At 63.6% G+C, this 14,668-nt stretch carries 12 protein-coding genes; 8 read left to right on the plus strand and 4 right to left on the minus strand.

Features of this window, described 5'->3' with window-relative positions; all coding sequences use genetic code 11:
- The first annotated feature begins 106 nt into the window (after positions 1-106).
- The 5 genes from prpR (at position 107) to V3C40_RS10355 (ending at position 5,433) form a co-directional block, all read left to right on the plus strand.
- The gene (gene prpR / locus V3C40_RS10335) at positions 107-1,729 is read left to right on the plus strand and encodes a propionate catabolism operon regulatory protein PrpR (protein WP_331777360.1); all 1,623 of its coding nucleotides are present in this window, start codon (positions 107-109) and stop codon (positions 1,727-1,729) included.
- Positions 1,730-1,753: 24 nt separating this feature from the next.
- A complete protein-coding gene (locus V3C40_RS10340) occupies positions 1,754-2,692 on the plus strand; it encodes a phytanoyl-CoA dioxygenase family protein (protein WP_331777361.1) in 939 nt (312 codons plus the stop codon).
- Between the two features lie 90 nt (positions 2,693-2,782).
- Positions 2,783-3,655 carry an alpha/beta fold hydrolase gene (locus V3C40_RS10345; protein WP_331777362.1) on the plus strand — a complete coding sequence of 291 codons (873 nt, stop codon included), beginning with the start codon at positions 2,783-2,785 and terminating at the stop codon, positions 3,653-3,655.
- 3 nt (positions 3,656-3,658) lie between these two features.
- On the plus strand, positions 3,659-4,717 hold the full coding sequence (locus V3C40_RS10350; protein ID WP_331777363.1) for a sensor histidine kinase: 1,059 nt from the start codon (positions 3,659-3,661) through the stop codon (positions 4,715-4,717).
- On the plus strand, positions 4,714-5,433 hold the full coding sequence (locus tag V3C40_RS10355) for a LytR/AlgR family response regulator transcription factor (RefSeq protein ID WP_331777364.1): 720 nt from the start codon (positions 4,714-4,716) through the stop codon (positions 5,431-5,433). Before V3C40_RS10350 ends, V3C40_RS10355 begins: the two co-directional genes overlap by 4 nt.
- Positions 5,434-5,438: 5 nt before the next feature.
- Here the strand turns inward: V3C40_RS10355 and V3C40_RS10360 are convergent, their stop codons facing one another.
- The 3 genes from V3C40_RS10360 to clpS all read right to left on the minus strand — a co-directional run bounded on the left by V3C40_RS10360 (position 5,439) and on the right by clpS (position 11,558).
- Positions 5,439-8,780 carry a S41 family peptidase gene (locus V3C40_RS10360; RefSeq protein ID WP_331777365.1) on the minus strand — a complete coding sequence of 1,114 codons (3,342 nt, stop codon included), beginning with the start codon at positions 8,778-8,780 and terminating at the stop codon, positions 5,439-5,441.
- Between the two features lie 178 nt (positions 8,781-8,958).
- Positions 8,959-11,259, minus strand: a complete 2,301-nt coding sequence (gene clpA, locus V3C40_RS10365; RefSeq protein WP_034751575.1) for an ATP-dependent Clp protease ATP-binding subunit ClpA — start codon at positions 11,257-11,259, stop codon at positions 8,959-8,961.
- Entirely contained in the window at positions 11,256-11,558 is a 303-nt protein-coding gene (gene clpS / locus V3C40_RS10370) for an ATP-dependent Clp protease adapter ClpS (protein ID WP_034751577.1), read from the minus strand. The genes clpA and clpS overlap by 4 nt, the downstream gene beginning before the upstream one ends.
- Before the next feature lie 321 nt (positions 11,559-11,879).
- Between clpS and cspE the strand changes: the two genes are divergently transcribed.
- Positions 11,880-12,083, plus strand: a complete 204-nt coding sequence (gene cspE / locus V3C40_RS10375) for a transcription antiterminator/RNA stability regulator CspE (protein WP_010395943.1) — start codon at positions 11,880-11,882, stop codon at positions 12,081-12,083.
- A gap of 86 nt (positions 12,084-12,169) precedes the next feature.
- Here the strand turns inward: cspE and icd are convergent, their stop codons facing one another.
- Positions 12,170-13,423 (minus strand): NADP-dependent isocitrate dehydrogenase, encoded by a 1,254-nt coding sequence (gene icd / locus V3C40_RS10380; RefSeq protein WP_331777366.1) that lies wholly within the window; start codon positions 13,421-13,423, stop codon positions 12,170-12,172.
- A 280-nt stretch (positions 13,424-13,703) separates the two neighbouring features.
- On the opposite strand from icd, the gene V3C40_RS10385 reads away from it, so the two are divergent.
- Together V3C40_RS10385 and V3C40_RS10390 are read left to right on the plus strand one after the other, a co-directional pair.
- Positions 13,704-14,267, plus strand: coding sequence for a pseudouridine synthase (locus tag V3C40_RS10385; RefSeq protein WP_046682580.1), 564 nt, complete (start codon positions 13,704-13,706; stop codon positions 14,265-14,267).
- A 110-nt stretch (positions 14,268-14,377) separates the two neighbouring features.
- Positions 14,378-14,656 carry a hypothetical protein gene (locus V3C40_RS10390; protein WP_070303846.1) on the plus strand — a complete coding sequence of 93 codons (279 nt, stop codon included), beginning with the start codon at positions 14,378-14,380 and terminating at the stop codon, positions 14,654-14,656.
- The last annotated feature ends 12 nt before the right edge of the window (positions 14,657-14,668 follow it).

Consider the following 14,668-nt stretch of genomic DNA (forward strand, 5'->3'; position numbering starts at 1 on the left):
CATATTCCTCATTGGCAATATCTGAAACGCCACAGACCACTTGCAACACGTCCGTTGCAACCGCGTTGCATGGCAAGAAATTGAAACAAATCGTTTAGAATAAAGCATGCGCCGCCCTCCCCAACCTCCGCTCGACCACCGCGACAAACCCGTCATCTGGACCGTCTCCGTCTCGCGGCTGTTCGACCTGTTCCGCGACATCACGCTCGAGTACGACGACCTGGCGACGATCGAACCGATCAACCTGGGCTTCGACGACGCCGTGCGCCATATCCGCGAACGCATGGCCACGGAGCGCTGCGACGCCGTCATCGCGGCCGGCTCGAACGGCGCCTACCTGAAAGGCCGGCTGTCGGTACCCGTCATCATCGCCAAGGCCAGCGGCTACGACGTGATGCAGGCGCTGGCGCGCGCGCGGCGCATCTCGCCGCACATCGGCGTCGTCACCTACCAGGACCCGATGCCGGAACTGGCCGAATTCGCCGCCACCTTCGGCTTCCAGATCGCGCAGCGCACCTACGCCACCGAGGAAGACGCGCGCGCGCAGATCAATGAACTGAAGGCGGCCGGCGTGAAAGCCGTCGTCGGCGCGGGCCTCGTCACCGACCTGGCCGAAGAGGCCGGGCTGGCCGCCGTCTTCGTGTATTCGGCCACGGCCATCCGGCGCGCCTTCGACGATGCGCTGGAGCTGGCGCGCCTGACGCAGATCGAATCGACGCGGGGCCGCCGCGCGGTGGTGGCCGACACCCTGCGCGCACGGCACGGCCTGCACGATCTGCGCGGCGAATCAGAAGCGATGGAAGCGCTGCGCCAGTCGGTGGTGCTGTATGCGCGCTCGCCGGCGACGGTGCTGATCCAGGGCGAGACGGGCAGCGGCAAGGAACTGGTGGCGCAGGCGATCCACCGCGAAAGCCCGCGCAGCCTGGGCGCCAACCGGCCCTTCATCGCCATCAACTGCGGCGCCATCGCCGAGTCATTGCTGGAATCGGAACTGTTCGGCCACGAGGACGGGGCCTTCACGGGCGCGCGCCGGGGCGGCCATGCGGGCCTGTTCGAAGCGGCCAACCACGGCACCCTGTTCCTCGACGAAATCGGCGAAATGCCGCTGGCCCTGCAAACGCGCCTGCTGCGCGTGCTGGAAGAGCGCGAAGTGGTGCGCGTGGGCGGCACGCGGCCCATCGCCATCAATGTGCGCATCATCAGCGCCACGCACTGCGACCTGGAACAGCGCATCCGCGAAGGACGCTTCCGCGCCGACCTGTTCTACCGCCTGGCCGTGCTGCGCCTGCATTTGCCCGCCTTGCGCGAACGCGCCAGCGATATTCCCGGCCTGGCCGAATGGTCGCTGAAAAACGCGCTGGCCGCGCTGGGCGCCCGTCCGCACCCCAACCTGCACGCGGAAATCCAGGCTTGCGCGCCGCTGCTGAGCCGCTACGGCTGGCCCGGCAACGTGCGCGAACTGCGCAACCTGGCCGAGCGCCTGGCCCTGTTCCTGGCCGCCGAACCGCTGCAGGCGCTGACGCCCGCCTTCGTGCTGGGCGTGGCGCCGGAACTGGCCAACGCTGCCGGCACGCCGGCGGTGCCGCCGGCGCCTGCCGCCAGCGCGCCACGCCTGGAAGTCGAAAGCGCCAGCGCCGTGCTGGCGCGCTTCGGCGGGCGCCGCGACGCCGCCGCCCATTACCTCGGCATCAGCCGCACCACGCTGTGGCGCCGCCTGCGCGCCGGCTGATTTTTCAACCATTCCCTACTCACCATGGACGACTGGCCCCACCTGCACGAGTTATGGCAACGCTGCACGGGACACGCTGGCGCGAGCGGCAACCAGGGGCTGGCGCGCGACCACCGCGACATCAAGGCGCTGTACGCGCGCGGCATTTCCATGGAAGACGCCATGCAGTTCCTGTTCCAGCAACGCCCTACCCTGGCAGCCTTTCAGGCGTGGCTGGCTGGCCGCACGCGCGTGCGTCCGGCGCACGCCGCCAGCCCTCACCAGGACGTGCTGTCCGCCGCAGAGCTGCGCCATTTCGAGGAGCACGGCTATCTGGTGCTGCGCGGCGCCGTGCCGCGCGCGCAGTGCGCAGCTGCCCGGGCGGCCATCTGGGACTACCTGGGCGCCAGCCCCGATGATCCGGCATCGTGGTACCAGACGCACCCGGGCAAGCGGGGCCTGATGCTGCAGTTTTCCGACCATCGGGCCCTCGAGGAAAACCGCCACAGCGCGCACATCCGCCACGCCTGCCAGCAGCTATATGACACCAGCGCCGGTACCAGCACCGGCATCTACGCCAGCATCGACAAGGTCAGTTTCAATCCGCCCGAAACGCCGCAGCACCGTTTCCTGGGCAGCGCCCTGCACTGGGACGTCAGCCTGCAACAGCCGGTTCCCTTCAAGCTGCAAGGCATGCTGTACCTGAGCGACTGTCCCGCGCAGCACGGCGCCTTTCACTGCGTGCCCGGCTTCCAGCACCGCATGGCCGACTGGCTGCGGCAAGTGCCGCCGGGCCGCCAGCCGCGCGAATGGGCGGTCGACAACTTGCGGCCCGTGCCCGTCGACGGCATGGCCGGCGATTTCATCATCTGGCACCAGGCCCTGCCCCATTGCGCCACGCCCAACCGCGGCCCGGCGCCGCGCATGGTGCAGTACCTGACCTACCTTCCCGACCATTGCCAGGACCAGGATGTGTGGATATGAACCGCTCATCCCGCCCTGCCGCCGCTCATCCCGCGGCGCTGGCGGCCGCACGCCGGCGCCGCTAGCATGGTCGTCAAGGAGGAGTACCCAATGAAACGAACACTGCAAACTTGTATCCTGCTCGCCAGCGTGCTGCTGGCGGGGGCCGGCCAGGCCGCCGCGCCCACAGCCTTCACGGCCGAGGTCACGGGCCAGGGCCGCCCGCTGATCCTGATTCCCGGCCTGGCGTCATCGGGCGAAGTCTGGCAAGGCACGGTGGCGCGCCTGTGCGGCCCGCAAGCCGCGCGCCAATGCCACGTGCTGACACTGGCCGGCTTTGCCGGCGCGGCGCCCATCGAAGGCGACCTGCTGGCGCAGGCCGAGCAGCAACTGGCCGACTACATCGGCACCCAAAAACTGGGCCAGCCGGCCATCATCGGACATAGCCTGGGCGGCTTCCTGGCCCTGAAAATGGCCATCGACCATCCGGCGCAAACGGGCAAGCTGGTGATCGTCGACTCGCTGCCGGCGCTGGGCGCGACGCAGCTGCCCTCCATCACACCACCGCAGCTGCAAGCCATGGCGACGCAGATGCAATCGGCCATGCGGGCCCAGGATGCGGCGACCACCATCGCCAGCCAGCGCCGCACGGTAAGCGGCATGGCCAGCGCGCCGGCCGATGTGGAACGCATCATCGGCTGGGGCCAGCGCTCGGACCGTGAAACGGTGATCAACGCCATGGGCACCCTGATTGCCAGCGACCTGCGCCAGGATGTGGCGAAAATAAAATCGCCGACCCTGGTGCTGGGCACCTGGATCGCCTACAAGGATTACGCGCCGCGCGCCGCCATCGAAGCGACCTTCCAGCGGCAGTATGCACAACTGCCCGGCGTGCAGATCGCGCTGGCCGACACGGCGCGCCACTTCATCATGTACGACCAGCCGGACTGGATGGTTGCGCGCATCGAACAGTTCCTGGACTAGGCGGTGAACGCACCCTTGCACGGGCCGCCGCTGCTGGCCAGGATCAACTGGTACTGGACCTTCCAGCTGGCCGGCTGGGGTGCACTCGCCCTGTTCAACAGCGTGTATGGCGGCTCCTCGCAGCTGCGCATCGTCGTGGCGATTGCCTGCTGGGGTTCGCTGGGCGGGCTGCTGCTGTCGCACCTGTGGCATGGCGTCCTGCTCCGGCGCGGCTGGGTGGCGAGCGGCATGCGCTGGACACGCGTGCTGCCATCATTATTGCTGTTGGCCGCCATCCAGACGGCCAGCGTGACGGCCGCCTTCCACGTCATGTATCCACCCGATGTGCTGCGCGGCCTGGCCTGGCTGCCCGGCGCGCTGCTGTTCTGGTTCGGGGTATTTTTGACCTGGACGGTGTTTTACTTTACCGCGCTGTCGCTGCGCCGCGCCGCCCACCTGGAAGCGGAAACCCTGCGCCTGCAGCTGCATGGGCGGGAAGCGGAACTGCGCGCCCTGCAGGCGCAAGTCAATCCGCATTTCTTCTTCAACAGCCTCAATAGCGTGCGCGCGCTGATCTTCGAAGACCGCGACGCGGCCGCGCACATGATCGACCAGCTGGCCAAGCTGATGCGCCACGCGCTGCAGTCGGGCCAGCACGCCACCGTGCCGCTGGCGGCCGAACTGGACGCCGTGCGCGCTTACCTGGCCATCGAACAGATACGCTTCGAGGAACGCCTGCGCGTCAGCTTCGCGATCGAGATCAGCGCGCCCACTCTGGAACATGTGCGCGTGCCGCCCATGGCCGTTCAAACGCTGGTGGAAAACGCCGTCAAATATGGCGTCGAAGCGAGCGCCGATGGCGGCGACATCCGCATTGCCGCGCAGCGCAGCACCGGCGTGGACATGCTGCGGATCGAGGTGGCCAACACGGGCCAGCTGCGCGGCGCGTCCGGCTCCACCGGCATAGGCTTGCGCAATGCGCGCCAGCGCTTGCAGCTGGCCTGCGGCGAGCGCGCCAGCCTGGCCTTGCGCCAAGAGGCGGGCTGGGTCTACGCCACCATCGACCTGCCGGAGCGGCCATGAACGGATCGCCGCTCAAGGTCATGCTGGTCGATGACGAGCGCCTGGCGCGCGCCGAGCTGCGTCGGCTGCTGGCACCGCATGTGCAGTGCGGCGCCGTCGAGATCGTGGGCGAGGCGGCCAGCGCAGCCGATGCCGTCGCGCAGATCGGCAAGCTGCGCCCCGACCTGCTGCTGCTCGACGTGCAGATGCCGGGCGGCTCCGGCTTCGACCTGCTGGCCGCACTCGATGAGGCGCCCGACGTCATCTTTTGCACGGCCTTCGACCAGTACGCGCTGCAGGCGTTCGAGGTGAGCGCCCTCGACTACCTGCAAAAACCCGTGCAGGCGGCGCGCCTGGCCACGGCGCTGGCGCGCGCAGGCGCGCGGGCGCAAGCCGTGCCGCCGCCTGCGCCGCGCAAGGTATTCATCAAGGATGGGGAACGCTGCTGGTTCGTCGCGTTTGGCGATATCCGCCTGCTGGAATCGGAAGGCAATTACACGCGCGTGCATTTCGGCGCACAGCGGCCGCTGATGCTGCGCACCCTGAACCAGCTGGAAGAAAAGCTCGATCCGGCCCTGTTCCTGCGCGCCAACCGGCGCCAGATCGTCAACCTGGCGCAGGTGGCGCAGCTGGCGCCGAACGCCGCCGATGGCCTAGCCCTGCACCTGCTGGACGGCAGCGTGGTCGAGGTGTCGCGCCGCCGCGCGCAGCAGTTCAAGGCCGCCTGCGGCCTGTAGCGGGACTACCTGAGCGCGGGGATCGGCTGCGCCTGGAAGGCGGGGCGCGGCTGCTCCTTGAGCTTTTTCGCCAGCATGTCGAGCGCCACTTCCAGCTGGCGGTCGGCGCCATTGAAGGTGGCGTGCGGCGGGTTTTCCACCTCCACGTCCGGCACCACGCCCACGCCTTCGATCAGCCACTGGCCGTCGATGCCGAACTGGCCGTTTTCCGCCACGCGCGCCATGCCGTTGTCGGCCAGGCGCATATTGTCGCTGAGCCAGACGCCGGCGCCGGCCGTGCGCTTGCCCACCAGCGGCGCCAGTTTCAATGCCTTGATGCCGGCCGCGAAAGTCTCGCCATCCGAATACGTGAGTTCATCGACCAGCACCACCAAATGGCCGCGGAAGGTGTTCTGCATGTTCGACGACGGCTGCACGCCTGGCGGCGCCCAGTAAGCCCAGGCCTTGCGCAGCAGTTTTTCGATGATCCAGCTGTCGATATTGCCGCCGTTATTGCGCCGCACGTCGATGATCAAGCCTTCGCGGTTGATATTCGCGTAAAAATCGCGCGCGAACGAGGCGATGTCATTGGCGCCCATGGCGCGCAGGTGCAGGTAGCCGATGCGTCCCTGCGAGGCGGCAGCCACCTGCTCGGCGCGGCTCAATTCCCAGTCGCCATAGCGCAGCGCCGTCTGTTTCGCCATGTTGACGGGCGTGACGATGACGGCGCGCGGCGCGCCCTTGCTCCGTTTGACTTGCAGCAGCACCTGCTTGTCGGCCTGGTTCAACAGCAGATCGCTGATGTGGCGCGCGGCCAGCACGTCCTTGCCGTTGACGGCCGTGATCACGTCGCCCGCCTTCACATCGACTTCGGGGCGCGACAGCGGTGCGCGCGCCGACGGCAATTCCGCTTCGCTGCGGTAGACATGCTCGACCCGGTAGCCCTCGCTGGTGCGCGCCAGCACGGCGCCCAGGCCCGCCGGCGTGCCTTCCTGCTCCGTGCGGCGCAATTCGCCGGGACGGATCTGCGAATGCAGGGCGCCCACTTCGGCCACCATCATGCCCAGCACGTCATTGAGTTCGGCGCGGTCCGTGACCCGCTCGACCAGCGGCGCATATTTGTCGCGCGCCGCCTTCCAGTTCACGCCCCGCATCTTCGCGTCGTACAGGAAGTCGCGGTGCAAGCGCCAGGCATCGTTGAACATCTGCTTCCATTCCAGGCGCGGATTCGACACAAACGTCCAGTCGTCGACCTTGACCTTGGATTTCGACAGGTCGGTCGGCAGCTTGGCGCCCGCCTCGATCACCAGCATCTCGCCCGGGCCGGTGGCTGCCGCCGTCCTGTAGTACAAATGCTTTTTATCTTGCGCCAGGTCGAATTCGCGCACATTGGCCACAAGCAGTTCCGGCTTGGAGCCGGTATTGCCAATCGCTAAGGTCTTCAGGCTGGACTTGTTCTCGCCGCTGTCGCGCTCGATGAAATACAGGCGTTTGTCGTCGGCGGCCAGCGCGCTGTAGTTGCCCGCCGCCAGCGGCACTTCATACAAACGCTCGGCCAGGCCCTGGCTGACGATGGCCGGCAAGGCGGCCGGCGCTTTCTTCACGGCCGACTTGCCCCCGGCCTTTTCCAATGCCTTTTCCGCCGCCTGTTCGGCCGCCTTTTCATCGTCCGTCTCGGCCGGCTTGACGCCAGGACGGCTCAGCTCATCGTCGGGCTGGAACGGGAAACGGTTGCCCGGCTGCAGCGCCAGCGCATACACGCCGACGCGCTTGTCGAACACGGGACCCATGTTGCGGTCGCCCCATGGCGAGCCGTTGGCCAACTGGAAATTGCGCGCCGACAGGAAGTACAACCACTTGCCGTCGGGCGAAAACACGGGCGAACCGGACGTGTAGCGGTCGCTGGTGACGAACTGCAGCTGTTTCGATGCGAGGTTATACAGGCCGATCTGCTCGCGCTGCTCGTTGCTGGCCACGCGCACGATGGCCAGGTTGCGGCTGTCGGGCGACCATTGCACTTCGTCGTGCTTGTCCACGCCCGCCTTGCCCGCATCGTCGATCAGCTGATTGCCCCTGGTCGTCAGGTCCAGCAGCCAGAAACGGCCCTTCTTGTCCGTGTGGGCCAGCCAGCGCCCGTCCGGCGACGGGTACAGTTTCCAGCGGTGGTTATCGCCCTGCGTCGTCAGCTGCTCGCCCTTGCCCGAGCCATCGGCGGCGTATTTCCAGATTTCATTCTCTCCGCTCGTGTCGACGATGGCGAACACGGATTTTTCGTCACTGGAAAAGACGGCGTCGCGCGCCCTTGCCCCGTCCGGAATGGCGATGTCGACACGGCGCAGGCTGCCCGTGCCGGCGATGCTGACCTTGCCGCGCGCCGTCAGGATGATACGCTCATCCTTGCCCGATAGCTGCACGTTGGAGAGGGTGTCGAGCGGCGAACGGATCTGGCGCGCGCGCTGCTGGTCGAAGTCGGACACGAGGCTGATCGGCAATGGCGGCGAGTCCGTGCCTGCAGCCAGGTCCAGCACGTGCAAATCAGCGCCCAATTGATACACGATCTTGCCATCGCCCAGCTGCGCATTGCGCACATCCCACTGCGTGTGGGTCGTCAAGGCGCGGCGGTCGGAGCCGTCGGGCAGCATGCTCCACAGATTGTCGCTGCCGCCCTCGTCACTGATGTAATAGACTCTGCCCTGCCACCACATGGGGCGCTTGTTGTTGCCCGCCGACACGGCAGGCTCCGTATGCATGCGCACGGCCTCGCCCTTGCCATCGAGCTCATAGCGCCACAGGGTGGCATGCGCGCCGCCCCGGTAATTGCGCACATTGTCGTTGGTCATGGCCAGGCCGAAGCGTGTGAAGAACAGCGTCTTGCCAGAGTCGTCGAGCACGGCGTCGTTGGCGTCGGCTACGGGAAACACGCGCCGCATCTGTTTTACGGGGTCGATGGCGGCGACGATGCGGCGCGATGCGGGGCCATCCGTGTTTTGCGTGCTGACCAGTACTTCGCCCTGCGCCGTCCAGCCCAGCACCAGCACGCCGCCATTGTCATACGAAATGCGGCGCGGCAAGCCGCCCGCCAACGGCATCACATACGCTTCCTGCGCCCCTTCGTAGGCGGCGGAAAACGCCAGCCACTGGCCGTCGCGCGAAATCGCCGCGTTCGTTTCATAGCCGGGATGCGTGGTCAGGCGCTGCGCCGCGCCGCCGCGCAGATTGCTTTTCCACAAATCGCCTTCGGCCGTGAAGACGACGGTGTCGCCGCGCACGGCGGGAAAACGGAAATAGCTGCCGGCAGGCGCGGCAGCAGCGTCAGCCAGCAGGCCGGCGGACAACAGGAGCAAGGCAAGAGTGCGGGAAATTTTCATGTGGGCATCCAGATAGCGGTCAGGGCGATGAGACGGCATGGACATCATGTCGATACCGGACAGCAATTCTGGCATAACTGAGGCCAAAGAAAACCTTCTTTATTGCCCACAAAGACGTAAAAAAACCCGCGCCACTTGCGTGGGCGGGTTTCTGGATCGCATTTTGCGAAGGAGCCGATTACTCTACTTCCACCGTTTCCGGCGCAGCCGTCGGTGCCGCATCTGGCGGTTCCGGGAATTCCAGCAAGACCTGGTCCTTGTCGTCGAGGTCGACGGTGACACGTCCACCGGTGACCAGGCGGCCGAACAGCAGCTCGTCGGCCAGGGCCTTGCGGATCATGTCCTGGATCAAGCGCGCCATCGGCCGCGCGCCCATCAGCGGATCGAAGCCTTTCTTGCCGAGGAAAGCACGCAGCTTCTCGGTAAACACGGCTTCGACCTTTTTCTCGTGCAACTGCTCTTCCAGCTGCATGAGGAACTTGTCGACCACGCGCAGGATGATTTCCTGGTCCAGCGCGCGGAAACTGATGGTCGCGTCGATACGGTTGCGGAACTCCGGCGTAAACATGCGCTTGATGTCGGCCATCTCGTCGCCCGCCTGCTTCGAATTCGTGAAGCCGATCGACGTCTTTTGCAAGCTTTCCGCGCCCGCATTGGTCGTCATGATGATGATCACGTTGCGGAAATCGGCTTTGCGGCCATTGTTGTCCGTCAAGGTACCGTGATCCATCACTTGCAGCAGGATATTGAAAATATCCGGATGGGCTTTTTCAATTTCATCGAGCAGCAAGACCGCATGCGGCTTCTTGGTGATCGCTTCCGTCAGCAAGCCGCCCTGGTCGAAACCGACGTAACCCGGCGGCGCGCCGATCAGTCGGCTGACGGCGTGGCGTTCCATGTATTCCGACATGTCGAAACGGATCAGCTCGATACCGAGGATGAAGGCCAGTTGCTTGGCCACCTCGGTCTTGCCGACGCCGGTCGGACCGGAGAACAGGAAGGAGCCGATCGGCTTGTCCGTCTTGCCCAGGCCGGCACGGGCCATCTTGATGGCCGAAGCCAGCGCGTCGATGGCGGGATCTTGCCCGAACACGACATTGCGCAAGTCGCGGTCGATCGTCTGCAGCTTGCTGCGGTCGTCTTGGTTGACCGTTTGCGGCGGAATGCGCGCGATCTTGGCAATGATGTCCTCGATCTCGGCCTTGCCGATGGTTTTCTTTTGCTTCGACTTCGGCAAGATGCGCTGCGCCGCGCCCGCTTCATCGATGACGTCGATCGCCTTGTCGGGCAGATGGCGGTCGTTGATGAACCGCGCCGCCAGTTCAGCCGCCGTCGACAGGGCCGAGGCCGAGTATTTCACGCCATGGTGCTCTTCGAAGCGCGATTTGAGGCCGCGCAAGATTTGCACGGTTTGCTCGACGGTCGGCTCGTTGACGTCCACTTTCTGGAAGCGGCGGGAGAGCGCATGGTCTTTCTCGAACACGCCGCGGAATTCCGTGTACGTGGTCGCGCCGATGCATTTCAGCTGGCCATTCGCCAGTGCCGGTTTCAGCAGGTTGGACGCATCGAGGGTGCCGCCCGACGCCGAGCCCGCACCGATGATGGTGTGGATCTCGTCGATGAACAGGATGCCGTTCGGATTGTCCTTCAACTGTTTCAGCACGGCTTTCAGGCGCTGTTCGAAGTCGCCGCGGTATTTGGTACCGGCCAGCAAGGCACCCATGTCCAGCGAATACACGACGGCATTCTGCAGGATTTCCGGCACGTCGCTTTGCGTGATGCGGTAAGCGAGCCCTTCGGCGATGGCCGTCTTGCCCACGCCCGCCTCGCCGACGAGCAGCGGATTGTTCTTGCGGCGGCGGCACAGGATCTGGATCACGCGGTCGACTTCTTCCTCGCGGCCGATCAGCGGATCGATCTTGCCTTCGGCAGCGGCCTTGTTCAGGTTTTGCGTGAACTGGTCGAGCGGGCTTTCCTTCGGCTGGCCATCGACGGGCGCTTCTTCCACGCCTTCGGAGGCTTTCGCGCTTTCCGTCGACTGGTCCTTGCGCACGCCGTGCGAGATGAAATTGACCACGTCCAGGCGCGTCACGCCCTGCTGGTGCAGGTAGTAAACAGCATGCGAATCCTTTTCGCCGAAGATGGCCACGAGCACATTGGCGCCCGTGACTTCCTTCTTGCCGTTCGAGGCGGACTGGACGTGCATGATGGCGCGCTGGATCACGCGCTGGAAACCAAGCGTCGGCTGGGTGTCGACTTCGCCCGTGCCAGGCACGGTCGGCGTGTTATCGCCGATGAAATTGGTGAGGGTCTTGCGCAGGTCTTCAATATTGACCGCGCAGGCACGCAACACCTCGGCAGCGGAGGGATTGTCCAGCAGTGCCAGCAGTAGATGCTCAACCGTGATGAATTCGTGCCGTGCCTGCCGAGCTTCGACAAACGCCATGTGCAAACTTACTTCTAATTCCTGCGCAATCATACTTCCTCCATCACGCACTGCAGGGGATGCCCCGCCTTGCGCGCATGCGTTAAAACGAACTCCACTTTGGTACACGCTATATCTTTAGAGAACACGCCGCACACTCCTTTGCCGTAGCGATGAACACTGAGCATGATTTGCGTCGCCGTTTCACGGTCCTTGTTGAAATACTCCTGAATGATGGCCACCACGAATTCCATCGGGGTGTAGTCGTCATTGAGCAAGGCCACCTGGTAGAGCGGTGGCGGCTTCAGCACTTGCCGCTCCAGCAGGGTTTCTGTGTCGTGCTTGGTTGCCATACGCTTATTCTAATGCTTTCACAGTGGTTGTCATGCGCAATATCTACGCCTTTCCAATTGTTTTCAATCTTACGCGTTTTCTTAATAGTGCGCAGATGGCGACCTTGCCGTCAAAATCAAGAGTTGCTTTTTTGGTTGTCGTGAAGAATTTGGCAATATCGATGGAAAAGCGCTTGACTTCATTATTTATTCCGCCAACAATGCTGTATCGACTGTTGCAGTAATGTACAGCTTGATAAGAAGTGAGACGTCGAGGAGGGGGCAAGAAGCTTCTTGCTTTTATGGCTCGTGTGATTTGTTTTAATTTTGAAAGTTCTTTTTATGGCAACAGGTACAGTTAAGTGGTTCAATGATTCCAAAGGTTTTGGCTTCATCACTCCAGATGATGGCGGCGAAGATTTGTTTGCTCATTTCTCCGCAATCAACATGAACGGTTTCAAGACCCTCAAAGAAGGTCAAAAAGTTCAATTCGAAGTCACGCAAGGCCCTAAAGGCAAGCAAGCTTCCAACATCCAAGCAGCCTAAGCATCGCCGGCCCTCAGATGTGAAAAACCCCGTTTTCGAACGGGGTTTTTTTTCGTCCGCAGGGCACACGGCGCCCTGCCCCTCTATTACATGTGCTCGATCATCACCTCGCCGAAACCGGAGCACGACACTTGCGTCGCGCCTTCCATCAGGCGGGCGAAATCATAGGTGACGCGCTTCGAGGCGATCGATTTCTGCATCGAGGAAATGACCAGGTCGGCCGCTTCCAGCCAGCCCATGTGGCGCAGCATCATTTCCGCCGACAGGATCAAGGAACCGGGATTGACGTAATCCTTGCCCGCGTACTTCGGCGCCGTGCCGTGCGTCGCTTCGAACATGGCGACGGAATCGGACAGGTTGGCGCCTGGCGCGATGCCGATGCCGCCCACTTGCGCCGCCAGCGCATCGGAAATGTAATCGCCGTTCAGATTCAGGGTGGCGATGACGCTGTATTCGGCCGGACGCAGCAGAATCTGTTGCAGGAACGCGTCAGCGATGGAATCCTTGACGATGACGTCGCGGCCCGTCTTCGGATTCTTGAACTTGCACCATGGACCGCCATCGATCAGTTCGGCGCCAAATTCCTTTTGCGCCAGCGCATATGCCCAGTCGCGGAAGCCGCCTTCCGTATACTTCATGATATTACCTTTGTGCACGATCGTCACGGATGGCTTGTCATTGTCGATCGCGTACTGGATGGCCTTGCGCACGAGGCGCTCCGTGCCTTCGATGGACACGGGCTTGATGCCCAGGCCCGACGTGGCCGGGAAGCGGATCTTCGTCACGCCCATTTCATTGACGAGGAAATCCATCAATTTCTTGGCTTCGGGCGAGCCTTGCTGGTATTCGATGCCGGCATAGATATCTTCCGAGTTTTCGCGGAAAATCACCATGTCCGTCTTTTCCGGCTCTTTCACGGGCGACGGCACGCCCGTGAAGTAGCGCACGGGGCGCAGGCAGACGTACAGATCGAGCTGCTGGCGCAGGGCCACGTTCAGCGAACGGATGCCGCCGCCGACAGGCGTCGTCAGCGGGCCCTTGATGGACACCACGTAATCTTTGAGTACTTCCAGTGTTTCTTCCGGCAGCCACACATCGGGGCCGTACACATTCGTCGATTTTTCGCCTGCGTAGATTTCCATCCAGATGATCTTGCGCGCGCCGCCGTAGGCCTTGGCCACGGCAGCGTCGATCACCTTGATCATGACCGGGCTGATATCGATGCCCGTGCCATCGCCTTCAATGAAGGGAACGATGGGATTATCTGGTACATTCAGCGAAAAATCGGCGTTGACGGTGATTTTTTGGCCGTCAGCAGGTACAGTGATATGTTGATACATCGTGATCTCCGAAGTGGGACACACCGCTGGCGGGCAACACAGGCCGGCGACGCGCTCTGCGGTTGCAGAGTTTACAAAAACAAGTCCGAACAGGGCGGCAACAACGCACTTTAGCAGGGAAAGAACACCCGGGCCATCCGCATCGCCAAAGAAGCGCATCGCCATAGTCTTCTATAAGACATAAGACTAACGTTTCACATTATGCACCAGTATCTTACAGGGCGCCACGCTTTTGCGGCGCCGACCAGCAGCCACCATCGTTTGCATCCATTTATCCAGCATGCCACTTATTCTCTTCAATAAACCATTCCAGGTCCTGTGCCAGTTTTCGCCGCAGGACGGCCGCACCACCCTGGCCGACCATCTCACCATCCCCGGCATCTATCCGGCCGGCCGGCTCGACGCCGACAGCGAAGGCTTGCTGCTGCTGACGGACGACGGCCGCCTGCAGCATGAAATCAGCCACCCGGACCGCAAGGAAGCGAAAACCTACCTGGTGCAGGTCGACGGCGTGCCCGATGCGGCCAGCCTGGCGCGCCTGCAGGCGCCGCTGGACCTGGGCGACTTCATCACCAAGCCGTGCAAGGCCGTGCGCATCGCCGAGCCGGACTGGCTGTGGCCCCGCAATCCGCCGATCCGCGCGCGCGCCGACAAGCCGACCTCGTGGCTGGCGATCACCTTGAAAGAAGGAAAAAACCGCCAAGTGCGGCGCATGACGGCGGCCGTCGGCCTGCCCACCCTGCGCCTGGTGCGCAGCGCCATCGGCCCGTTCTCGCTGGCCAGCCATCCATTGATGCCCGGCGAATGGTGCGAAGTGCCAGCCGAAAACATTGGCAAGGCCTAAGCAGCACAAGAAAGAGCGGCGACGGTAGCGAATTTTTCCAATAAGCACTATTTATTTTTAGATAATGCATTAAAATCATCTAACCTCAACATGACGGAAAAGGAAAGATGATGAAAAAAATAATTTCGACCCTGGCCGCATCCCTGCTTGCCGGCGCCGCACTGGCCCAGTCGGGCGCCCAGGTGCACGCATCCGCCGCGACCGATGCCGTCAAGCCGCCACCCGCATCGGCAGCCAGCCACGCCTCGGCCGCCACCGACGCCAGCAAGCCCGTGCCGCCGGCGTCCGCCTCCGTCAACGCATCGGCCGCAACCGATGCGCCGCGCCTGATTCCCCAGGCGCGCAAGACGAAGCAGCCGGCCGCTGAAGCGGGCAAGCCCGTGAAATAAGCGCAGTCCCGG

It is taken from the genome of Janthinobacterium sp. LS2A (assembly GCF_036543145.1).
GTDB lineage: Bacteria > Pseudomonadota > Gammaproteobacteria > Burkholderiales > Burkholderiaceae_D > Janthinobacterium > Janthinobacterium aestuarii.

Excerpts from the sequence above, each read along its gene's own strand:
- prpR (WP_331777360.1), top strand. The coding sequence starts at position 107 with ATGCGCCGCCCTCCCCAACCTCCGCTCGACCACCGCGACAAACCCGTC.
- V3C40_RS10390 (WP_070303846.1), top strand. The coding sequence starts at position 14,378 with ATGAAAAAAATAATTTCGACCCTGGCCGCATCCCTGCTTGCCGGCGCC.
- clpA (WP_034751575.1), bottom strand. The coding sequence starts at position 11,259 with ATGATTGCGCAGGAATTAGAAGTAAGTTTGCACATGGCGTTTGTCGAA.
- cspE (WP_010395943.1), top strand. The coding sequence starts at position 11,880 with ATGGCAACAGGTACAGTTAAGTGGTTCAATGATTCCAAAGGTTTTGGC.
- icd (WP_331777366.1), bottom strand. The coding sequence starts at position 13,423 with ATGTATCAACATATCACTGTACCTGCTGACGGCCAAAAAATCACCGTC.
- V3C40_RS10340 (WP_331777361.1), top strand. The coding sequence starts at position 1,754 with ATGGACGACTGGCCCCACCTGCACGAGTTATGGCAACGCTGCACGGGA.
- V3C40_RS10385 (WP_046682580.1), top strand. The coding sequence starts at position 13,704 with ATGCCACTTATTCTCTTCAATAAACCATTCCAGGTCCTGTGCCAGTTT.
- V3C40_RS10345 (WP_331777362.1), top strand. The coding sequence starts at position 2,783 with ATGAAACGAACACTGCAAACTTGTATCCTGCTCGCCAGCGTGCTGCTG.
- V3C40_RS10355 (WP_331777364.1), top strand. The coding sequence starts at position 4,714 with ATGAACGGATCGCCGCTCAAGGTCATGCTGGTCGATGACGAGCGCCTG.
- V3C40_RS10360 (WP_331777365.1), bottom strand. The coding sequence starts at position 8,780 with ATGAAAATTTCCCGCACTCTTGCCTTGCTCCTGTTGTCCGCCGGCCTG.
- clpS (WP_034751577.1), bottom strand. The coding sequence starts at position 11,558 with ATGGCAACCAAGCACGACACAGAAACCCTGCTGGAGCGGCAAGTGCTG.